This window comes from Vibrio sp. 947, assembly GCF_033339115.1.
Taxonomy (GTDB): Bacteria; Pseudomonadota; Gammaproteobacteria; order Enterobacterales; family Vibrionaceae; genus Vibrio; species Vibrio alginolyticus.
Window position 1 is genome coordinate 201,993 of record NZ_JAWOTX010000009.1, and the last position, 21,072, is coordinate 223,064.

Annotated in this window: 17 protein-coding genes; 4 read left to right on the plus strand and 13 right to left on the minus strand. The window is 44.9% G+C overall.

Annotated features, from left to right (window positions below; translation table 11 throughout):
* Positions 1 to 30 precede the first annotated feature (30 nt).
* Positions 31 to 639 carry a YecA family protein gene (locus R7Q39_RS13965; RefSeq protein ID WP_017821378.1) on the minus strand — a complete coding sequence of 203 codons (609 nt, stop codon included), beginning with the start codon at positions 637 to 639 and terminating at the stop codon, positions 31 to 33.
* A 170-nt stretch (positions 640 to 809) separates the two neighbouring features.
* On the opposite strand from R7Q39_RS13965, the gene dusC reads away from it, so the two are divergent.
* Positions 810 to 1,769 (plus strand): tRNA dihydrouridine(16) synthase DusC, encoded by a 960-nt coding sequence (gene dusC / locus R7Q39_RS13970; RefSeq protein ID WP_017633856.1) that lies wholly within the window; start codon positions 810 to 812, stop codon positions 1,767 to 1,769.
* 50 nt (positions 1,770 to 1,819) lie between these two features.
* Here the strand turns inward: dusC and R7Q39_RS13975 are convergent, their stop codons facing one another.
* The 6 genes from R7Q39_RS13975 to yfbV all read right to left on the minus strand — a co-directional run bounded on the left by R7Q39_RS13975 (position 1,820) and on the right by yfbV (position 9,072).
* The gene (locus tag R7Q39_RS13975; RefSeq protein ID WP_318076387.1) at positions 1,820 to 3,280 is read right to left on the minus strand and encodes a diguanylate cyclase; all 1,461 of its coding nucleotides are present in this window, start codon (positions 3,278 to 3,280) and stop codon (positions 1,820 to 1,822) included.
* A 174-nt stretch (positions 3,281 to 3,454) separates the two neighbouring features.
* Positions 3,455 to 5,281: a maltodextrin glucosidase gene (gene malZ, locus R7Q39_RS13980; protein WP_025767213.1), complete on the minus strand. Its 1,827-nt coding sequence runs from the start codon at positions 5,279 to 5,281 to the stop codon at positions 3,455 to 3,457.
* A 141-nt stretch (positions 5,282 to 5,422) separates the two neighbouring features.
* Positions 5,423 to 6,217 carry an ABC transporter ATP-binding protein gene (locus R7Q39_RS13985; protein ID WP_005387275.1) on the minus strand — a complete coding sequence of 265 codons (795 nt, stop codon included), beginning with the start codon at positions 6,215 to 6,217 and terminating at the stop codon, positions 5,423 to 5,425.
* On the minus strand, positions 6,214 to 7,149 hold the full coding sequence (locus tag R7Q39_RS13990) for an ABC transporter permease (protein WP_085569758.1): 936 nt from the start codon (positions 7,147 to 7,149) through the stop codon (positions 6,214 to 6,216). Before R7Q39_RS13990 ends, R7Q39_RS13985 begins: the two co-directional genes overlap by 4 nt.
* Before the next feature lie 174 nt (positions 7,150 to 7,323).
* On the minus strand, positions 7,324 to 8,289 hold the full coding sequence (locus tag R7Q39_RS13995; RefSeq protein ID WP_005380811.1) for an ABC transporter substrate-binding protein: 966 nt from the start codon (positions 8,287 to 8,289) through the stop codon (positions 7,324 to 7,326).
* 330 nt (positions 8,290 to 8,619) lie between these two features.
* Positions 8,620 to 9,072, minus strand: coding sequence for a terminus macrodomain insulation protein YfbV (gene yfbV / locus R7Q39_RS14000; RefSeq protein WP_005380809.1), 453 nt, complete (start codon positions 9,070 to 9,072; stop codon positions 8,620 to 8,622).
* A 346-nt stretch (positions 9,073 to 9,418) separates the two neighbouring features.
* On the opposite strand from yfbV, the gene R7Q39_RS14005 reads away from it, so the two are divergent.
* From R7Q39_RS14005 to R7Q39_RS14015, 3 genes are all read left to right on the plus strand, one after another.
* Positions 9,419 to 10,615: an acetate kinase gene (locus R7Q39_RS14005; protein WP_005380807.1), complete on the plus strand. Its 1,197-nt coding sequence runs from the start codon at positions 9,419 to 9,421 to the stop codon at positions 10,613 to 10,615.
* Between the two features lie 136 nt (positions 10,616 to 10,751).
* Positions 10,752 to 12,896, plus strand: a complete 2,145-nt coding sequence (pta, locus tag R7Q39_RS14010) for a phosphate acetyltransferase (RefSeq protein WP_104979559.1) — start codon at positions 10,752 to 10,754, stop codon at positions 12,894 to 12,896.
* A 343-nt stretch (positions 12,897 to 13,239) separates the two neighbouring features.
* Positions 13,240 to 13,662 (plus strand): hypothetical protein, encoded by a 423-nt coding sequence (locus R7Q39_RS14015; protein WP_005380804.1) that lies wholly within the window; start codon positions 13,240 to 13,242, stop codon positions 13,660 to 13,662.
* Between the two features lie 114 nt (positions 13,663 to 13,776).
* Here R7Q39_RS14015 and R7Q39_RS14020 read toward each other — a convergent pair whose 3' ends face one another.
* From R7Q39_RS14020 to R7Q39_RS14045, 6 genes are all read right to left on the minus strand, one after another.
* Positions 13,777 to 14,724: a glutathione S-transferase family protein gene (locus tag R7Q39_RS14020; protein WP_318076388.1), complete on the minus strand. Its 948-nt coding sequence runs from the start codon at positions 14,722 to 14,724 to the stop codon at positions 13,777 to 13,779.
* A 167-nt stretch (positions 14,725 to 14,891) separates the two neighbouring features.
* Entirely contained in the window at positions 14,892 to 15,905 is a 1,014-nt protein-coding gene (gene oppF, locus R7Q39_RS14025) for a murein tripeptide/oligopeptide ABC transporter ATP binding protein OppF (RefSeq protein ID WP_005387265.1), read from the minus strand.
* A complete protein-coding gene (locus R7Q39_RS14030; RefSeq protein ID WP_005380792.1) occupies positions 15,884 to 16,855 on the minus strand; it encodes an ABC transporter ATP-binding protein in 972 nt (323 codons plus the stop codon). Before R7Q39_RS14030 ends, oppF begins: the two co-directional genes overlap by 22 nt.
* 27 nt (positions 16,856 to 16,882) lie before the next feature.
* Entirely contained in the window at positions 16,883 to 17,785 is a 903-nt protein-coding gene (gene oppC / locus R7Q39_RS14035; protein ID WP_017633861.1) for an oligopeptide ABC transporter permease OppC, read from the minus strand.
* 15 nt (positions 17,786 to 17,800) lie between these two features.
* Complete coding sequence (gene oppB / locus R7Q39_RS14040) at positions 17,801 to 18,721, minus strand: oligopeptide ABC transporter permease OppB (protein ID WP_005380786.1); 921 nt, start codon at positions 18,719 to 18,721, stop codon at positions 17,801 to 17,803.
* Positions 18,722 to 18,849: 128 nt separating this feature from the next.
* A complete protein-coding gene (locus R7Q39_RS14045; RefSeq protein WP_017633862.1) occupies positions 18,850 to 20,526 on the minus strand; it encodes an ABC transporter substrate-binding protein in 1,677 nt (558 codons plus the stop codon).
* Positions 20,527 to 21,072: the final 546 nt, after the last annotated feature.

Below are 21,072 nucleotides of genomic sequence, written 5' to 3' on the forward strand. Positions count from 1 at the left end.
TGGATAGCGCGGCGATTCGACTTAGCCGCGTTATTGACCACAGCACTGCTTGAATTTTTTTCCGCTCTCACAAGGACAGAGATCATTGCGCCCGATACCTTTGAATGGGTTTAGGCTTTGAGCTTTATTGCCTACCATCAACTCATCCGCGCCCAGCGCGACTTCACCGACCATTAAATCAAGCTGGTCGACTAAATCTGTCAGGGCCGGTGGCGTTTCAATACCTGCGTCGCGCATCTGTTGCTGCGTTGCTGGCTCATCGATCGCCAGCATCAAAGTGGTCAGTAATGCTTGCAGCATACGCTGTAATCCATCATTGAGCTCAACGTCTTGCCACTGTTCTTCAATCATTGGCCAAACAGACATAAAGCCTTCGGCAAAATCAGCAAGTTGTTCAGGTTCTTTGCCTGTTAGCTCTAGCACGGAATATTCGTTTCGTTGAATTCGGTTATGCTGCTTGTGAATTTGCTCTTCCACAGCTGGTTGAATCGCTTTGAATCCCTCACCTAATAGCGGCTCTAACCACTTTTCAGGAGCGAGTGGTTTTGTCGTCAGATTCGCAGCTAACACTGCGCCTTCGATAAATAGGCAAGATTCATCGACGTGAACTTCACCTTTTTCAATCAATGTGTATTGCATGACATCTGGTTTCCCATAAATTTGGCGGCATTATACCTCAGAGCTCAAAAGCACGTAACCTAACGTTGTGTGTTTGACTACATTGGGCGCTTCGACTCTTTTAATGACAAACTTAACTTACATCGCTACAATCGCCCTCCTTTTTACCACCAAACTGTATTAGGCAAGCTATGCGAGTTGTACTAGGCCCAATGGAAGGCGTTTTAGATCATTTGATGCGCCAAATCCTGACCGAGATAAACGACTATGACCTGTGTGTTACGGAGTTTGTTCGCGTAATCGACCAGCTATTACCCGATCATGTGTTTCACCGTTTATGCCCAGAGCTGTTGCAAGGTTCTCAGACTGCATCTGGTGTGCCAGTACATGTGCAATTGTTGGGACAAGAACCGAACTGGATGGCTGAGAACGCAATTAAAGCGGCAAACCTTGGCGCAAGAGGCATTGATATAAACTTTGGTTGCCCAGCCAAAATGGTCAACAAAAGTAAAGGTGGAGCAGCGCTACTCCAACATCCAGAGCTCATTCACCGTGTGGTTAAAGCTTGTCGAGAAGCCGTTCCAGAAGCCATTCCCGTAACTGCAAAAATTCGTCTTGGCTGGGAGAACCCTGAAGATTGCTTTGAAATTGTCGATGCCATTCAGTCTGCTGGCGCAAATGAATTGACCGTACACGCACGTACTAAACAAGGTGGTTATAAAGCTTCTGAGATAAAATGGGATTACATCAACCAAATTCGCGAACGTTTTGATATCCCACTGATAGCGAATGGTGAAATTTGGAATTATGAAGACGGTCAACGTTGCATTGAAACGACTGGCGTTAACTCTTTGATGGTGTGCCGAGGCGCTTTCAATATCCCTAACTTAGGCAATATGGTGAAACATAACCACCAGCCAATGTCATGGCCCGAGGTGGTTGAGTTGCTCATCTATTACTCCAAGTTCGAGATGAAAGGCGATAAAGGCTTGTATTACCCAAACCGCGTAAAACAATGGTTCTCTTACTTACGTCAGGCTTATCCTGAAGCAAAAGACCTATTTAGAGAAATCAGAACGTTCAACAAAGCCGCACCAATTGTTGAGCATATTCAACGCTACCGCGATGACTTAAACTCTCAGGTTGCATAATTCCCGAACACAAAAAGGACGAATATCTCGTCCTTTTTAGTACCTAAATCCTAGTAACAAATCTTATTTTTTCCGGTACTTTTGGCTTGATATAACTTTTCATCCGCCGCTTTAAACAACTCATCAAAGTTTTCTACTCGGCTCTCTTTACTAAACACCACACCGCCAGAGATCGTAAAGCCTTCTTTCGTTACGCGTATCGAGCGCTCATCTATGGCTTTTTTTACTCTGTTTAAAATGAGTTTAATGCCTTCTGAATCTTCGTCATAAATAGCTAAAACGAACTCTTCGCCACCAAACCTTGAGGCAACATCGGTATGGCGAATATTTTCACGTATACATTTTGCAACAAGCTGAATTGCAGAATCACCGACATCATGACCATAGGTGTCGTTGATCTTCTTGAAGTTATCAATATCGAACACTGCCAAAGCAACCTGTTTTTTTGTCATCTTATTACGCCACACGGTTTGCATACCTCGACGATTCAATAAGCTGGTCATTGGGTCTCTTGCTGCCAGTTCTTTAAAGTAACGTCGCTCGCTATGCATATTCACATAGAACAAGACGACGGTACTCAGCACGTAAATAAATAGTGCGACAATAAGGCTGTATTTTTCAAAAACCGCTAGGTTCTTAGCTTCATCCCAAAGGTTGTACTCGTAGTACATGCTGTGATTCGCACTCAATCGCTCTAATTCGACTGGTTTGATTCGTGTACTGTTTGAAGGAATGGATTGTAAATTGGAAACCAAATGAAACTGACCAACAAGACCTAGCGACGAAGCCATGAGCGTATTGATGTCAAAATCAATAGACAAAACACCTTGATGTTCTCCTTTCTCATAGACGGGTACCGTCATACTAATGACTTGACCTTCCATCGAGTCCAACACAGGCCCTGGTCCAGCCAAGGTAATGTTCACTTTATCTTGCGCGGTTTTTTGCCCAAAAGGTCGGGCTTTTAGCGTTGACAAAAGCTCTCTAGTGAAATTTTTTGCGTAGGTATCGGGTGAGGAGATAACGTAACCGCGCTTGTCAATGTAATGGATTCCAACAATGTGCGATTCAATATCGTGCAGAAATGACAATGACGGCGCAAAACCCGCCTTTTGTTCAGCTAACTGGTTAATCGTTGAACCTTGCTGACATAAGCTTTCATCCCCTACGATCATATAATCAAGGTCAACCGCAGGTAACCCCTCACTATAAACACTTTCGAGTAATAACACATCTATAGGCCAAAGATAACAAAGCCCTTCTTTGACTAAAGAATTATGTTCTTCAAACAGTGGGTTAGCGTAATTGGTATAGTTGGTGAAGCTGTAATCTAAAGCCGTGAGTACTTTAATACCGCGAGACATTGCACGCTCGATACGCGAATACTCAGAATCGATATAGCGGTTAACCGCATCATAGTAATTTTTCGTTGTCACGAGTAAAACCACTACAAATAACGCCATAGGAAAAAAGATGACAAATGAGAGGCTAAATCGCCTTTGGTTTACCATTGAGTACCATGCATATGAAAGGTCAATAGTCTCTTATGACTGCTATTAAATTGATACTCGTTATCTGGTGACGCATGCAATGCAGCACCAGATAACAAGAGACCAAACAAATGTGTGCGCGCTGTTTGAGACCGTTTATATATTAAAGGAGTTTAATCAATATAGAGTGTGGTGTCACTTTAGTCGCCATAATTTGCAGCTCTGTGCCGACATATTGACAGAGATATGACCTTTATAATCAACCTGTTCTGTGTCATCTAACAACGATATAACTTGGCTAACCTCCAAGCCCAGTTGCCACATAGGTAAATCGATTGAACATTCATTACCACTGAGATTAATCATAACAACGACTGCTTCACGACCCAGTACACGTGCGTACGCCAACTGGTTGTTAGTGCAATGCAGCCATTGAATACAGCCCGACTGTAAAGGCTTACATTGTTTACGTATCTTGATCCATTGTTGGTAAAGCGATAGCCATTGTGAACTTTCGATTTCATTCCAAGGAAAACAACGACGATTATCCGGGTCTAGACCTCCTTCTAGACCGACTTCACTCCCGTAGTAAATACAAGGCGTGCCAACGTAAGTCATAAGCATTGCTAGCGCGATGTTCATTTTACGCTTATCACCATCAACCAGTGTGATAAACCGAGCAGTATCGTGACTATCGAGTTGATTCAGCTGCGATAGCTGATTCGAAAATGGGATTTTTGCTCTGGCTTCGTCCAACCATACTTTAAACTCCAAACCATCAATGTTGATTGGATCGTACATAATGTCTTGTCGTGCGATAAAAGCTCGGACTGGATGAGCAAAACCGTAGTAGTTCATCGCCCCATCCTCTTGATCACCTTGCAACCACTGCGTTGCTTCAAAAAAGTGCTCACCTAACACATAAGCATTCGGGTTTACTGACTTAGTTGCATGACGAAACGCTGCCACATAATGAGCATTGTTTTTCGCGCCTTCCCCTTCGCCAAGCATATGGATTACATCAAACCGCCAGCCATCAACCAAGTACGGTGGCTTCAGCCAATACTTGATGACAGACTCTTCACTTTGGTAGATGTAGTCGCGCACCTGTTCATTTTCAAAGTTCAGAACCGGTAAGTTACCAATGCCTTTCCAACCCATGTAGTGATTGGTTTCGCCTTCGAAAAAGTAGTAATCACGGAACTTTGACTGCGGATTGCCATACGCTCCTTCTCCTTTTTGTTCGATATCAAACCAAGGATGATGCACTGACGTGTGGTTAAACACCGCGTCTAAGACAATCTTCATATTCTTACCACGGATTTTCTCACACAGTTCAGCAAACTGATCATTGGTGCCGAACATAGGGTCAACAGTGAAGTAATCAGTGGTGTCGTATTTATGATTACTTGGTGAAGAAAAGATCGGATTAAAATAAAGCGCAGTAACGCCGAGCTGTTCAAGATAGTCCAACTTTTGCTCCACACCTTTGAGGTCGCCGCCAAAGAATTCACGCGCCCCGGTATTTTGGTGAGAGCCTACCGCGTCTCCCCACGGCTTGACGATCGATGCAGAATCATACTGAGCATAAGCGTGGCGAATATCAGACTCACTTTTACTAGCAGAAAAACGGTCAGGAAAGATTTGATAGAAAACTTGCTCTTGGACCCAGCTTGGTGGTTGATGCTCTACATTCAACTTAAAGTGGAACTCTTTGGGTGGAATACGCTTTTGTACGCCTCGTGCATCGAGCCAGTATTGTTGTCCGTCTTTGAGGAGCTTAAACACATAATGTGTGACATCTCGATCTTGATTTGGTCGAAACGATGCCTCCCATAGTAATAATTCACCAGCCGTTCCTACTTGAGCCATGTCGACCAGATATTCTTCATTGTCCGGCTCAATACGCACATAGACGGAATCAAAATCCAATGTCTCGGTTTTCAGTCTGACTGTAACTTGCTCGTCATTAAAAGCTAAACCATCAATAGTTTGACTATGAAAAATAAATGGCAGGTTCATTATGGGCACTCCTCGTCATCGGATATGCCACTATGTTATTGAAGAATTAGAGACAAGAAATCCTCCCTGCGAGTTGACATATCAGCCAATTTTCTCAAGGAGGATCACACTTAGTAGGCGTAGTGACTTGTCGGATACCGCTTAGTTCAACAAAAGACTGTCATCTGCCAGCTCTTCACCACGCACTTTAGAGAACATATCCAGCAAGTCTGGTACTTGCATGTTAGCACGCTGCTCTCCAGCCACATCAAGCACAATTTCACCTTGGTGAAGCATTACGGTCCTATCGCCACATGCTAATGCGTCTTTCATCGAATGCGTCACCATCATCACGGTTAAGTCGAACTCATCGACAATACGTTTAGTTAAGTCGATAACAAACGCCGCCATACGAGGATCAAGCGCAGCCGTGTGTTCATCAAGCAATAACAACTTACTCTCCGATAACGTCGCCATCACAAGGCTAACGGCTTGTCGTTGCCCACCAGACAGCAACCCAATGCTATCGCCCAAGCGGTCTTCTAAACCAAGACCAAGGATGCTAATTCTCTCTTGGAACAGCTTGCGACGTTTAGTAGAGAGCGCCAACCCCCAGCTGCGTTTTTTACCACGCATGTGCGCTAGAGCCATGTTCTCTTCTATCGTCAGTTCACCACAAGTCCCGGCCAATGGATCTTGAAACACTCGGGCACATTGCGTCGCACGTTGGGCTACCGTCTGCTTGGTGACGTCTTTGCCATCAATGATCACCTGACCACCTATCATCGGCGTCTCACCTGTCACCGCACCAAGCAACGTCGATTTTCCTGCGCCATTAGAACCAATCACGGTAAGAAATTGATGCTCTGGAACCTCTAAAGAGACGCCTTTCAATGCACGATTTTCCAAAATCGTCCCTGGGTTGAACGTGACCTGAATGTTATTTAGTTCGATCATAATGCCTCCCCAGAACCATTTTTTGATGCCGCTTGTTTAGCATCAGTAACGCGTTGTTTCGCTCTCATGCTCTGTTTTAGCTTTGGCGCAATAAGCGCCACGGCCACCAATACTGCGGTAACCAGGTTGAGGTCTGAAGCTTGTAAACCAAACATGCCAGAACTCAAAGCGAAAGCCACTGCAAGACGATAAAGTACCGAACCGATGATGACCGCAAATACCGCAACCCAAATCTTGCGCCCGGGAATGAGGGTCTGGCCCAAAATCACAGCAGCCAAACCAACGACAATGGTGCCCACGCCAGAGGTCACATCCGCAAAGCTGTTCGTTTGTGCAAACAACGCGCCTGCGAATCCCACAAACCCGTTGGATAAAGCCAAGCCAAAGTAGGTATAAAAGCCAGTGCTAGCCCCTTGCGCAGAAACCATACGCGCATTCACACCCGTGGCTCGTAAACCAAGACCAAAGTCGCTGTTCAGCAGGCGAATGACAAAGAAAGCGGACAGAAGAACTAAGACCCCAACAACCAGAGGGCGAATAAACATCGCATCGCCCAATGCTTCAAACGGAGTGAGAATAGTATCCTCTCCAAGCAACGCCATATTAGGTTTGCCCATAATACGAATATTAATTGAAAATGCAGCGATCATGGTAAGAATGGAAGCTAACAGGTGTAAAATACCACACCGAACAGCCAGAAAAGCGGTTACCCACCCCGTCATACTACCAGCTATCATCGCCATTATTGTCGCAAACCAAGGATTAATACCTGCGACAATCGCCGTTGCAGCCACCGCAGCTCCCATTGGAAAGCTGCCATCCACACTCAAATCGGGGAAATCTAGAACACGGAACGTAAGATACACACCCAGAGCGACTAGGCCATAAATCAAGCCAATTTCGAGTGCGCCAAAAAAAGCAAATGCAGACATAACTGCTCCTTTCTGCATACTCAGGCTGGCTAATACCAACCTGAACGTAAGACTTCTAACGTATACTCCCCTTCTTCTCTAGCAGAATGCTCTACACGAGAAATCCGGCGAGTATCAATTTTGGGGCAAGCCTCTATCAACCAACGTGACAGGCTTAACCCCAAAAAGCGTTACTTATTGCATGCTTGTCGCACGTTCAATCACAGAACTTGGCAGCTTGATACCGAGCTTAGATGCTGCGCTTTCATTAATTACAAGGTCAGAGCCCGTCGCGACTTTTACATCCAGCTTGCCTGGTTCTTGACCATCAAGAATCGCCGCAACGTAATCCGCGGTTTGTACACCAACCTGGTAGTAGTCAAAACCTAAGCCTGCAATCGCACCTTTTTCGACATATGACGTCGCGCCACCAAATACAGGTTTCTTCGCTTGATTCGCTGCCACAATCATCCCTTCAATCGCACTTGCAACTGTATTGTCTGTTGGGGCGTAAAGAATGTCTGATTTCGCTGCAATCGCTTGAGTCGCAGACTGAACATCAGCACTTTTTAGTGCGGTCGCTTCAACCACTTGTATGCCTTTTGCTTTTGCGCTTTCTTTTAGTAATTCAACTAAAGTCACGGCATTAGCTTCACCGGGATTAAATACAACCCCGATGCTTTTCACCTGAGGAAGAATTTCTTGGATGAGATCGACATGCTGAGCAACGGGTGAAAGATCAGACAGGCCAGTTACGTTTTTGCCTGGTTGTTCCATCGACTTAACCAATTTCGCACCAACCGGATCTGTTACCGCAGTAAAGACAACAGGAATAGAGCGAGTAGCCGACACCAAGGCTTGTGCCGAAGGTGTCGCGATGCCAACTAACACATCAGGATTTTCGCCGACGTACTGACGGGCAATTTGCACCGCAATCGCTGGATTACCCTGTGCGGTCTTATAATCAAATTCTAGATTTTTGCCTTCTTCGTAGCCTTTCGCTTTCAAACCATCAAGTAACCCTTGGCGCGTCGCGTCTAACGCCGGGTGTTCGACAATCTGTGAAACTGCGACAGTTGCAGTGGCGGCCAGTACATTGGTAGAAGAGAAAATAGCAGTAGCTGATAGAACGGCAGTGGCTAATAAACGTTTCGTTTTCATCATAACTCCTTGATGTGACTTCGTCCTTGTTTCACGAGCTTTCAATATGTGTATCGACTCGTGAATTCAAATGTTTGAAGGCGGTATTGTTGTGTTCATATAACTGTGCACTTCTTGCGCATCTTGTTTTTATTATTACTACTAAGTCTTAGTAAAGAAAAGAAAGATTTAACACTAAAGCAACATTTGTGATCGGGGGGACTTCTTCATCCGGAAAGAATCTTTGGTAAACAAAGCTTCGCTCGCTTCATCAACGACCGTCAAAGTAGGTAATAGAGGCAGGATCAAAAATGGAGCGGCCAGTGCACACTCCATTTCAAACAATTTAAATTAGAACCAACGCTCTAATGACGATTTATCGAGCTGGCGAAACGCTCGGTTCAGTATTATCGCAAGCTCTTTGTAACGAGGGCGAGCTTTGACAGGCTCTAATGCAAAACCTGTTTCCACAATTTTTTGATGCAACTCCCGATACCAAGAGGCCAAAGAAGGCGGCAATTTCGTGTTGGATCGAGCACCAAGCCACCAAATGCCTTGAAGTGGCAAGCTAATCGCAAACAAGGCGACAACAATGGATTGAGGTAACGCGTGGTAATTGTTGAATGCCATTTGAGTGAGTACGCTGATCGCAGCAACGGCCGGCATGACTTTAATGCCAAAGCGAGTCGCCTTAATGATACGCTGTTCCGGAAATATGGCGCTTAGCTCTTTACGAACCGGCCAGATCTCCATGTAATTCTGGCCATCTTTCAGGCTATGGATCAATCCGACTTTATTACTCATACCGCTCTCTCACTAAAAAATAGTTGAACATTTCAACTGAAGGTACAAAAAATTGATGAAAGTTAATATTCTTTCAAATTTTTTTTGTTATCATTGCTTATTATCGCTATCCTTTGCAGACCCTCAATCTCATTGTTGCTGTTATTTACAATTTAAGCAACTCCGAGATATCTATCTGCACGGATCGCATCATAGTGATGGAAGGGTTCATCACTATTTCTTTATATGGAATTAGAACAATTTTTGACCAGGATTAGTACGCAGCCTTCTGGGTATCGGCTATTCTTGTGATTAATTTTTCATTCTTTAACTGATTTTTTATCAGACGAATAACAGGTAGTCATACATGTCTAAGCTAGTTTTAGTTTTAAACTGCGGTAGTTCTTCTCTTAAATTTGCCGTTGTTGATGCCGAGAACGGCGACGAGCACTTGTCAGGTCTTGCTGAGTGTCTTCACCTTCCTGAAGCTCGCATCAAGTGGAAACTTGATGGCAAGCACGAAGCTCAACTAGGCAATGGTGCAGCTCACGAAGAAGCACTAGCGTTTATGGTAGAAACTATTCTTGCTTCTAAGCCAGAGCTTAAAGCTAACCTAGGCGCAATCGGTCACCGTATCGTTCACGGCGGCGAGCAGTTCACTCAATCTGCACTAATTACTGATGAAGTTCTAAAAGGTATTCAAGACGCTGCAACATTTGCACCTCTTCATAACCCTGCTCACATCATCGGTATCGAAGCGGCTAAGAAAAACTTCCCAGAGCTGAAAAACGTTGCTGTATTTGACACTGCGTTCCACCAAACTATGCCTGAAGAGTCTTACCTATATGCTCTTCCATACAACCTATACAAAGAACACGGTATCCGTCGTTACGGCATGCACGGTACTTCTCACTTGTTCATCACTCGTGAAGTTGCAGGCCTACTAAACAAACCAGTTGAAGAAGTAAACATCATCAACTGTCACCTAGGTAACGGCGCATCTGTATGTGCGATCAAGAACGGTCAATCTGTAGACACTTCTATGGGTCTTACTCCACTTGAAGGTCTGGTAATGGGTACTCGCTGTGGCGACATCGACCCTGCTATCGTCTTCCACCTACACGACGCTCTAGGTTACTCTGTTGATCAAATCAACACGATGCTAACTAAAGAGTCTGGTCTTCAAGGTCTAACTGAAGTGACTTCTGACTGTCGTTTCGTTGAAGACAACTACGGTCAAAAAGAAGAAGCAACACGCGCAATGGACGTGTTCTGCCACCGTCTAGCTAAATACGTTGCTGGCTACACTGCTTCAATGGAAGGCCGTCTAGACGCAATCACTTTCACTGGCGGTATCGGCGAGAACTCTGGCCCTATCCGTGAAATGGTTCTAAACCGTCTTGGCATCTTCGGTATCGAAGTAGATAGCGAAGCTAACCTTAAAGCTCGCTTCGGCGGCGAAGGCGTTATCACGACTGAAAACAGCCGTATCCCTGCAATGGTTATCTCTACTAACGAAGAGCTAGTCATCGCTGAAGACACTGCTCGCCTGACAGGTCTTTAATTGAATTCCTGGCTAGCCACTCGGCTAGCCAGATTTTCATTCAAACGAATTTCTTAGGGGCTCAACTCCTATTCTTCGAGCTTCATGGAATAAGAGTTGAGCTTTTATCCCCCAAATAGCTAAAGGTACTCTACGAATGTCTCGTACTATTATGCTTATCCCTACTAGCGCAGGCGTTGGCCTAACAAGCGTTAGCATGGGTGTTCTTCGCGCTATGGAGCGTAAAGGCGTTAAAGTTTCTTTCTACAAGCCAATCTGTCAGCCACGTTCAGGTGGTGATCAACCAGATCTGACTTCAACTATCGTTGGTCGTAACAGCGATATGAAGATCGGTGAACCAATGGCGATGTCTGTTGCTGAAAGCCTAATCGGTAACGACAACATGGACGAGCTGCTAGAAACCGTTGTTGAACGTTACAACCAAATCAACAAAGACGCAGACGTTACGCTAATCGAAGGTCTTGTACCTACTCGTAAGCACCCATTTGCAAACCAAGTAAACGCGGAAATCGCGGCAACACTTGGTGCAGAAATCGTGCTAGTTGCGACTCCAGGTACTGATAACCCTGCGCAACTGAAAGAGCGTATCGAAGTAGCATGTTCTAACTTCGGCGGCACTAAAAACAAAAACATCTCAGGTGTTATCATCAACAAGCTAAACGCTCCTGTTGACGAAGCTGGCCGTACTCGCCCTGACCTATCTGAAATCTTTGACGATGCAGACAGCGCGAAACAAAACGAATTGAAAGTGATGGAAATTTTCAACACTTCTCCAATTCGTGTACTAGGTTGTGTGCCATGGAGCATTGATCTGATTGCGACTCGTGCAATCGACATGGCTAAACACCTGAAAGCAGATATCATCAACGAAGGTGACATCAACACTCGTCGCATCAAGAGCATCACTTTCTGTGCACGTTCTCTGCCAAACATGATTGAGCACTTCAAACCGGGTTCTCTACTTGTTACTTCTGCAGACCGTCCTGATGTTATCGTTGCTGCTTCTCTTGCTGCAATGAACGGTGTGGATATTGGTGCTGTACTGCTAACTGGCGGTTACGATATCCCTAGCGAAATCGAAGGCCTATGTAAACCAGCATTCGACACTGGTCTACCTATCTTCAAAGCACAAGGTAACACTTGGCAAACGTCTCTAAACCTACAGAGCTTCAGCATCGAAGTACCTGCAGACGATAAAGAGCGTATCGAGTTCATCAACGAACACGTTGCTGGCCACATCGACGGTAACTGGATCGAGTCTATGACTGAAGGCACTCAGAAGTCTCGTCGTCTAAGCCCACCAGCGTTCCGTTACCAGCTAACTGAACTTGCTCGTAAAGCAGGTAAGCGTATCGTTCTTCCAGAAGGTGACGAACCACGCACAGTTAAAGCAGCGGCAATCTGTGCTGAACGCGGCATTGCAGACTGTGTACTTCTAGGTAACCCAGATGAAATCCGTCGCGTAGCGGCTCAACAAGGCGTTGAGCTAGGTACTGGTGTAACCATCATCGATGCAGATGCTGTTCGTGAAAACTACGTTGCTCGCCTAGTTGAGTTGCGCGGTGCGAAAGGCATGACTGAAGTTGTGGCTCGTGAGAAGCTACAAGATTCAGTATTCCTAGGCACAATGATGCTTGAGAACGACGAAGTTGACGGCCTAGTTTCTGGTGCTGTTCACACTACGGCGAACACTATCGTTCCTCCGTTCCAAATCATCAAGACGGCACCAAATGCGTCTATCGTATCTTCAGTATTCTTCATGCTTCTGCCTGATCAAGTACTGGTTTACGGTGACTGTGCAATCAACCCAGATCCAACTGCTGAACAGCTTGCTGAAATCGCTATCCAATCTGCTGACTCTGCAGCAGCATTCGGTATCGACCCTCGCGTTGCTATGATCTCTTACTCTACTGGTGAATCTGGTAAGGGTGCAGACGTTGATAAAGTACGTGAAGCAACAAAACTGGCTCAAGAGAAACGTCCTGATCTTATCATTGACGGTCCTCTACAGTACGACGCTGCTATTATGGAAAACGTTGCTGCTTCTAAGGCACCAAACTCTCCAGTTGCAGGTAAAGCGACAGTATTTGTATTCCCAGACCTAAACACGGGTAACACAACTTACAAAGCGGTACAACGTTCAGCTGACCTAGTATCTATCGGTCCAATGCTGCAAGGTATGCGTAAGCCTGTAAACGACTTATCTCGTGGCGCGCTAGTAGACGACATCGTGTACACCATCGCTCTAACAGCTATCCAAGCAGACCAAGAAGCTAAATAATCGCTTCTGACATCTAGTTGGATATAGATACAAAGCCCTCGATTCGTCGAGGGCTTTTTCTATTGCTGGCCAGAACACTTATTTGTTTTTTGTACCAATCACTGCACAACCTATAATTACTGGTGCACAAAGCTTTTCTCCCTATCGCCCCCCATACCTAATCGACATTGCTCGTGCTTGTTCTTACACCGATTGACCCACTCCCAAAAAATGCATTGGCTCCAAAGCAGCACGGTCCCTGTTCAATTTATCGACATTATTTACGTTTTAGCTAAACTTTTTTGCTAGGAAATACGTAAAAGCTACTGCAATGCACAAACTCATTGACTGCTAAGGAATATATATGAAGGATTTCATCAATACATCACTGATAAAGTTTGGTTTAGCTGCGTTTCTGATTAGTTTTTCTTCATTCAGCTTTTCCGCCCCGAGTATTAAAGGCGTCGATCAAGATATGTCCGGAGGAACGGTGACCGCTGAAATGGCTCATGCTGATGACAATGGGTGGATGGTTGTCCACCGAACAGACGAATCAATGAAGCCTGGTCCTGTTATCGGCTACGCTCCGTTAAAAATGGGAAAGAATGAAAACGTAAATGCAATTTTGATGGAACCAGTAGAATCAGGCGATATGCTGATGTTAATGGTCCACGGAGAGAAAGGTGGCATGAAGACTGGTGTGTTTGAGTATACGCTCGGCGCTAAAGAGGACGGTCCTGTAAAAGTGGACGGAAAGCTAGTGATGGACATCGTACGCGCTAAGTAAGGTGGCGATGAATGAAAAAGTAAACTTCCTACTCCCGGTATTTAGATGACACAAAAGTACTTAACGGCATTGCTAACCGTTAAGTACTTTTTCATTTGCGATGGAAGCAGCAAACTAGCCAATCCTTTCTCTTCCATGAGGAGTATTTAGGTCTAAATCAGGCCCTTTAGGTACAACTTGCGTCGGATTAATCCCAGTGTGGCTGAAGTAGTAGTGGCGTTTAATGTGATAGAAATCCGTCGTGTCTTCGACGCCTTCAACTTGATACAACTCTTTTAAGTAGCCTTGTATATTTTCGTAGTCTGCGATGCGCTGCTTGTTACACTTGAAATGCCCCACATACACCGCATCAAAACGAATAAGAGTCGTAAACAAACGCCAATCCGCCTCAGTAATTGTGTTCCCTGCTAAGTAACGATGCGTCGCTAGGTGAGCATCGATTTTATCTAACGCATTAAACAAAGAATCAAACGCTTCTTCATACGCCTCTTGCGTAGTCGCGAAGCCACAACGATACACTCCGTTGTTGACATTCGGATAAACAAAATCGTTCCACTCATCAATAACGTGTTTTAGATGTTCTGGATAGTAGTCGTCGTGATTCCCTGTTAACGCATTGAACTCCGAGTTAAACATACGAATGATCTCTGACGACTCGTTTGACACAATAGTATTGGTCTTTTTATCCCAAAGTACAGGCACGGTTACGCGGCCCGTGTAATCGGGTTTGGCCTGCGTGTAAATTTGATACATGCGCGTGTGACCAAACAATGGCTCAGGAAGCCCCATTTGCCAACCTTGGCTGAGCATATCAGGGCAAACGACCGTGACATCAATATGTGGTTCTAAACCTTTCAGCTTGCGGAAAATGAGGGTTCGATGTGCCCACGGACAAGCAAGAGAGACATACAAATGGTATCGACCGGACTCTGGTGTAAACTCCGCATCAGGGTCGTTTTTAACCCAGTGACGGAATCCGGCATCTTCGCGCACAAATTTGCCACCATTTGATTTTGTGTCATACCAGACATCTTGCCAAACACCTTCAACCAACTTACCCATGATTGCTCTCCTCTCGTTCTGTTTGTGTCTATATTAGCGTTTCCTATCAAACAGAGAATCATCGAACTTAGGACATCATGTTCAAGAAATTCGAATGTATAAATCAGACACATAAAAAAAGCGCGACCCGATGAAGGTGTCGCGCTTAAGCCCGTCACAGGCTGAATTTATACACTAACGTGTAAACAAGATACCGCGTGAACGTCATTACCTAAAATGGTTGGCTTTGTCTTCGCACACTCTTCGGTTGCTTGTGGGCAACGAGTGCGGAATACACAACCCGACGGTGGGTTGATAGGTGAAGGAAGATCACCCTCTAGCATTTGGATTTTCTTATTGCGCTCAATATCCGGGTCCGGGATCGGAACCGCAGACATCAGCGCACGCGTATATGGGTGCTTAGGATCAGCAAACAGAGCCTCGGCCTCGCCAAGTTCCACGGCATTACCTAAATACATAACTAAAACGCGATCTGAAATGTGTTTAACGACAGACAAGTCATGCGCAATGAATACCAGAGAAAGCCCTAACTCTTTTTGAATCTCTTTAAGTAGGTTAACCACCTGAGCTTGAATAGATACATCAAGCGCCGATACTGGCTCGTCACAAATGATCATCTTAGGCTTAAGGATAAGCGCACGCGCTATCCCGATACGCTGACACTGACCACCCGAGAACTCGTGTGGGTAACGGTTAATCACGTTAGGTAATAGGCCAACTTTCGCCATCATCTCTTTAACGCGATCTTTCACTTCCTGCTTAGACAGTTCTGGATAGAATGTCTCAAGAGGTTCAGCAATGATATCACCAACAGTCATACGCGGATTCAGCGATGCCAATGGGTCTTGGAAAATCATCTGAATTTCTTTACGCGTCTCACGGCGCTGAACGCTTTTCATTTTAGTAAGGTCTTGACCCAACCAAACTACTTGGCCGTCAGTAGCTTCAACCAGACCAATGATGGCACGAGCAAACGTCGATTTACCACAACCTGATTCACCTACTACACCAAGCGTTTCCCCTTCGTATAGTCGAACGTTCACGCCATCTACCGCTTTCAGGCTCGAAGGCTTTGACCACGGCCATGCCGACTTTGAGGCAATGCTGAAGTGAACTTTCAGCTCAGAAATGTCCAGAATTAGTTTTTTGTCTACTGCGTTCATTTGTTCCAAGCCTCCCATTCAGAAAAACATGCACGCTGACGACCATCACCAAATGGTGTCAGAATTGGCGCCTCGCGCTTACAACGATCCATCACACGGTGACAGCGCTCTTGATAAGGGCAGCCCGGCGGTAGACGAAGCAAGTTTGGTGGATTACCAGGAATGGTCGGCAGAATTTCACCCTCAGTATCGAGGCGAGGAATCGCCTTCAGCAGCCCCTCCGCATAAGGATGGCTTGGATTATAGAAAATTTCGTTTACGTTGCCGTACTCCATGGTACGGCCTGCATACATCACCAGCACCTTGTCACACGAACCTGCAACCACACCAAGGTCGTGCGTGATCATGATGATCGCTGTGTTGAACTCAGATTTCAGCTCATTCAACAAGTCCATGATCTGTGCTTGTACCGTCACATCAAGTGCTGTTGTTGGCTCATCGGCAATAAGCAGTTTAGGACGACATAACAACGCCATCGCGATCATTACACGCTGACGCATACCGCCTGAAAACTCATGCGGGTACATCGTGATACGCTTACGCGCTTCAGGGATTTTTACCGCTTCCAGCATGCGTACTGATTCTTCAAATGCTTCCGCTTTGCCCATGCCTTTGTGCAGCATAAGCACTTCCATCAACTGATCACTCACTTTCATGTAAGGGTTCAGTGATGTCATTGGGTCTTGGAAGATCATTGCGATCTGTTCCGCACGCACTTTGTTCAGTTCTTTTTCTGGTAAGTTTAGGATTTCTTTACCTTCAAACTTTGCGCTACCAGAAATAATACCGTTCTTAGCCAAAAGGCCCATGATTGCGAATACGGTTTGAGATTTACCTGATCCCGACTCTCCAACGATACCTAAGGTTTCGCCTTGGTTGAGAGAGAAGTTCAAATCGTTTACTGCGGTTACGATACCATCTTGCGTGGTGAATTCGACGCGCAGATCTTTGACATCTAATAAGCTCATCATTGCTTCCTTAATCTTATCTTTTAATTATCTGTCTTTTGGATCCAGCGCATCGCGCAGGCCGTCACCAACGTAGTTGAAGCAGAATAGCGTCACAACCATGAACACTGCTGGGAATGCCAGCTGCCAGATTGCTACTTCCATTGTCTGTGCACCTTCTTGTAGAAGAGCGCCCCAACTTGTCATTGGTTCCTGAACACCAAGACCAAGGAATGATAGGAATGATTCCGTTAGAATCATACTTGGGATAAGCAGCGTAGAGTATACCGCTACAATACCCAGTACGTTCGGTACGATATGACGAGTAATGATTTTCCAGTTGCTTACACCACACACATGTGCCGCTTCGATAAACTCCTTGCTACGTAGACTAAGAGTCTGACCACGTACGATACGCGCCATATCTAGCCATGCGATAGCACCAATCGCAACGAAGATCAGCATGATGTTACGACCGAAGAATGTTACCAGTACAATCACCAGGAACATAAACGGTACCGCGTATAAAATTTCTAGAATACGCATCATTACGCGGTCAACTTTACCGCCGATGAAACCAGATGCTGCGCCGTAGAGCGTACCAATCAGTACCGCTACAAATGCACCCATAACACCTACCATCAACGAAATACGACCTCCAATTAGCGTACGCACGTATAAATCACGGCCTAAGCTGTCAGTACCAAACCAATGGTCAGCATTCGGTGCAACGTGCATCGCGTACCAGTCAGTATCATCAAATGTGTACGGTGCGATCATTGGCAGGATAATAACCGCCAAGGTCATTAGAACAAGAAGGAATAAGCTCACCATCGCCGCTTTGTTGCGCATGAAACGGATACGAGCATCTTGCCAAAGACTGCGACCTTCAATCTCCAAGTTTTCGGAGAATTTCTCAATCGCTTCTAGGTTTTCTTTTTTCGTTAACATAACCAAACGTCCCTGTTAGTAGCGAATTTTCGGGTCAATCATTGCAAGTAAAATATCTACAATCGCGTTGAATAGAATGAATAGGAAACCAATCAGAATGGTTACCCCCATTACTAGCGAGTAGTCACGGTTAAACGCAGCGTTAACGAATAGTTTACCAATACCAGGCAGACCAAAAATGGTTTCGATAACAACGGAACCGGTGATGATACCTACGAAAGCTGGGCCCATGTAAGAAACAACAGGGAGAAGTGCCGGCTTAAGAGCGTGTTTGATAATGATATAACGGTAACTTAGACCTTTAGCACGTGCCGTACGAATAAAGTTACTGTTTAGGGTTTCGATCATCGAACCACGCGTGATACGAGCAAAGGTAGCAACATACAGTAGCGACATACCAATAACAGGAAGCACTAAATACTGCCAGCTACCATCTTGCCAACCGCCCGCAGGGAAGATATTCCAATGAAGCGAGAATATGTAGATAAGCGCAGGCGCTAATACAAAGGATGGCATTACGACACCAAGCATCGCAGTCGACATAATGGTGTAATCAATCCAAGTATTTTGCTTGAGCGCAGCAATGGTACCGACGGTAACCCCCATTATCAAAGTAAAGATAAAGGCGATGAAGCCCACTTTAGCCGAAACAGGTAAGGCAACCGCGATCAGCTCGTTTACTGAGTAATCAAGGTATTTAAATGACGGTCCGAAATCACCTTGGATAACATTGGTCAAATACGTGGTGTATTGTTCAAATACAGGTTTATCCAAGCCATATTTAGCTTCGATGTTTGCCATTACTTCGGGTGGCAATGGACGCTCTGTCGAGAAAGGGTTTCCCGGTGCAAAGCGCATAAGAAAGAAAGATACGGTGATCAAAACCAACATTGTTGGGATCGCCTCAAATATCCTTTTTGCGATGAATTTAAGCATAAACTCACTCTTTCAGTCTGTGACAGTTAAATTAAAGAAGTCGTCCAATTCTTTTGGACTAAAGATAGGCGCTACATGCAATTTCTCACATGTAGGGCCTCATTTTTATAGTTCTATCGAGTTACGAATTACTCTGTGATGTAGAGATCTTTAGAGTAAATCTTGTCTTCCGCGTTATTTACTGGGAAGCCACCAACTTTCGGTGATAGTAGACGTGATTTCACGTACTGGTAGATAGGTGCGATTGGCATATCTTTTGCCATCAACTTCTCTGCTTCTAGGTAAAGTGCTTGGCGCTCTTCGTCAGAAGTTGAAGCAAATGCTTTGTTCATGATCGCATCGTACTCTTTGCTGTCGTAGTGAATACCACCAGTAGTGTTATTACTCATCATCAGCGTTAGGAAAGATGAAGCTTCGTTGTAGTCGCCACACCAACCTGCACGAGCAACCTCAAAGTTGCCAGAATCTTTGGTAGATAGGTAAGTTTTCCACTCTTGGTTTTCTAGCGTAACGTCTAGACCAAGTGTCTTCTTCCACATTGAACCCAGTGCAACCGCAAGTTTCTTGTGGTTCTCTGATGTATTGTATAGAAGGTTAAATTCAAGAGGGTTGTCTGCGCCGTAACCCGCTTCTTCCAATAGACGCGCAGCTTCTGCGTTACGCTCTTCTTGCGTCATTTTGCCGTATGCAGGAATTTCTGGGTTGAAACCTGCCGTAATTTCAGGTGTTAGGAAGTAAGCTGGCTTTTGACCTTGACCTAAAATCGCATCGGTCACAATGTTACGGTCAATCGCATAAGAAATCGCTTTACGCACACGAACATCATCAAACGGCTTTTTCTTCGTATTGAAGATGTAGTAGTAAGTACATAAGTTACCGGTTACAGACACTTCTTGTGGGTGCTCTTTCTTCAGACGCTTGAAGTGCTCTGTAGGCAGCTCGTTCGTGAAGTCGATTTCACCCGCTAGGAAGCGGTTCATTTCCGCTACTTGGTTCTCGATTGGTAGGAAAGTAACTTGGTCAAGCGTCGTGTTTTCGTTGTCCCAGTACTGTTCGTTACGTTTTAGAACCAAACGCTCGTTTACAACCCAGTTGTCAACAACATAAGCACCGTTACCTACAAAGTTCTCTGGCTTCGTCCATTGATCGCCGAACTTTTCAACAGTTGCTTGATGAACAGGTTTCACTGTCGTGTGGCCCATCATCATTACAAAATATGGTACTGCAGTATCTAACTCAACCACTAACGTGTGATCGTCAACCGCTTTAACACCTAACTCGCTCTTATCTTTTTTACCCGCAACAATGTCTTTTGCGTTCTTCATCTTGGTGTATTCCATGTACCAAGCATATGGAGAGGCGGTTGCTGGATCGACTGCGCGTTGGAAGCTGTAAACGAAATCACCTGCAGTGACAGGATCACCGTTTGACCATTTTGCGTCTTCACGTAAGTGGAAAGTGTATGTTTTGTTGTCTTCAGTTTCCCAAGATTCTGCAACACCAGGGATAGTGTTACCGTCCGCATCTTGGTTTACAAGGCCTTCAAGAAGATCGCGAATCACGTGGGATTCTGGAACACCTTGAGATTTATGAGGGTCTATTGTCGCAACTTCTGTACCGTTACCACGCACCAATTCTTGAACAGCAGCAAGTTTTGGCTCTTTAGAATCAGATTTAGCTTCAGGGGCTGGAGCCGGAGCAGGCTCAGCAGCTTGTTTCTCCGCAGGCTTTTCACCACAACCAGCTAGAGCGAGAGAAAGACCAGCACCAATAAATAAAGCGCGCGTGATTTTATTCTTATACATGCGTAAAACTCCAAATTTTTTCGTTAGCATCCATGACTTCTTTGTAAGGGCCTGGAACGGTCAGAGTTTTAGATTTTTTTAGTGCACTTTCTGAGCACAAAAGTCTAAAACCTTACAAAGACTGCGGCACACATTAGCAATCATTGAAGTAATTTGCCATAAAAATGTAGCAAAAAAACCAATAATGCTGACTAAACCACACATATCTAGCAGTAAACTCTAACCCCAAAGCATTCACCAGCCAAATAAAGACCAGAAGCGACATTTAACAGGCGAAACTTTCGATTAATCTGAGTTTAAACCATTTACTAGCATCTTATGCTAGATATTTACACATCATTTAACATTTATGACAAATCAAGTCTAACAAATAATTGTTTATATATTGGGCAAAAAACTTTTATTGTGAAGAATATCACCAGACAAAAGATAGGAAATATTGAAACAAAGTGAGCAATACAATGAAGATATGACCCGTCCTGATATGGGTTGACACTTTTTAACTAAAACGCTCGATGTACTTCATCGGGCGTTTTGTATTTTAAA

What these genes read in the sequence shown, in the direction of transcription:
- R7Q39_RS13965 (WP_017821378.1), bottom strand. Translation starts at nt 639, where the DNA reads ATGCAATACACATTGATTGAAAAAGGTGAAGTTCACGTCGATGAATCT.
- dusC (WP_017633856.1), top strand. Translation starts at nt 810, where the DNA reads ATGCGAGTTGTACTAGGCCCAATGGAAGGCGTTTTAGATCATTTGATG.
- R7Q39_RS13975 (WP_318076387.1), bottom strand. Translation starts at nt 3,280, where the DNA reads ATGGTAAACCAAAGGCGATTTAGCCTCTCATTTGTCATCTTTTTTCCT.
- malZ (WP_025767213.1), bottom strand. Translation starts at nt 5,281, where the DNA reads ATGAACCTGCCATTTATTTTTCATAGTCAAACTATTGATGGTTTAGCT.
- R7Q39_RS13985 (WP_005387275.1), bottom strand. Translation starts at nt 6,217, where the DNA reads ATGATCGAACTAAATAACATTCAGGTCACGTTCAACCCAGGGACGATT.
- R7Q39_RS13990 (WP_085569758.1), bottom strand. Translation starts at nt 7,149, where the DNA reads ATGTCTGCATTTGCTTTTTTTGGCGCACTCGAAATTGGCTTGATTTAT.
- R7Q39_RS13995 (WP_005380811.1), bottom strand. Translation starts at nt 8,289, where the DNA reads ATGAAAACGAAACGTTTATTAGCCACTGCCGTTCTATCAGCTACTGCT.
- yfbV (WP_005380809.1), bottom strand. Translation starts at nt 9,072, where the DNA reads ATGAGTAATAAAGTCGGATTGATCCATAGCCTGAAAGATGGCCAGAAT.
- R7Q39_RS14005 (WP_005380807.1), top strand. Translation starts at nt 9,419, where the DNA reads ATGTCTAAGCTAGTTTTAGTTTTAAACTGCGGTAGTTCTTCTCTTAAA.
- pta (WP_104979559.1), top strand. Translation starts at nt 10,752, where the DNA reads ATGTCTCGTACTATTATGCTTATCCCTACTAGCGCAGGCGTTGGCCTA.
- R7Q39_RS14015 (WP_005380804.1), top strand. Translation starts at nt 13,240, where the DNA reads ATGAAGGATTTCATCAATACATCACTGATAAAGTTTGGTTTAGCTGCG.
- R7Q39_RS14020 (WP_318076388.1), bottom strand. Translation starts at nt 14,724, where the DNA reads ATGGGTAAGTTGGTTGAAGGTGTTTGGCAAGATGTCTGGTATGACACA.
- oppF (WP_005387265.1), bottom strand. Translation starts at nt 15,905, where the DNA reads ATGGGAGGCTTGGAACAAATGAACGCAGTAGACAAAAAACTAATTCTG.
- R7Q39_RS14030 (WP_005380792.1), bottom strand. Translation starts at nt 16,855, where the DNA reads ATGAGCTTATTAGATGTCAAAGATCTGCGCGTCGAATTCACCACGCAA.
- oppC (WP_017633861.1), bottom strand. Translation starts at nt 17,785, where the DNA reads ATGTTAACGAAAAAAGAAAACCTAGAAGCGATTGAGAAATTCTCCGAA.
- oppB (WP_005380786.1), bottom strand. Translation starts at nt 18,721, where the DNA reads ATGCTTAAATTCATCGCAAAAAGGATATTTGAGGCGATCCCAACAATG.
- R7Q39_RS14045 (WP_017633862.1), bottom strand. Translation starts at nt 20,526, where the DNA reads ATGTATAAGAATAAAATCACGCGCGCTTTATTTATTGGTGCTGGTCTT.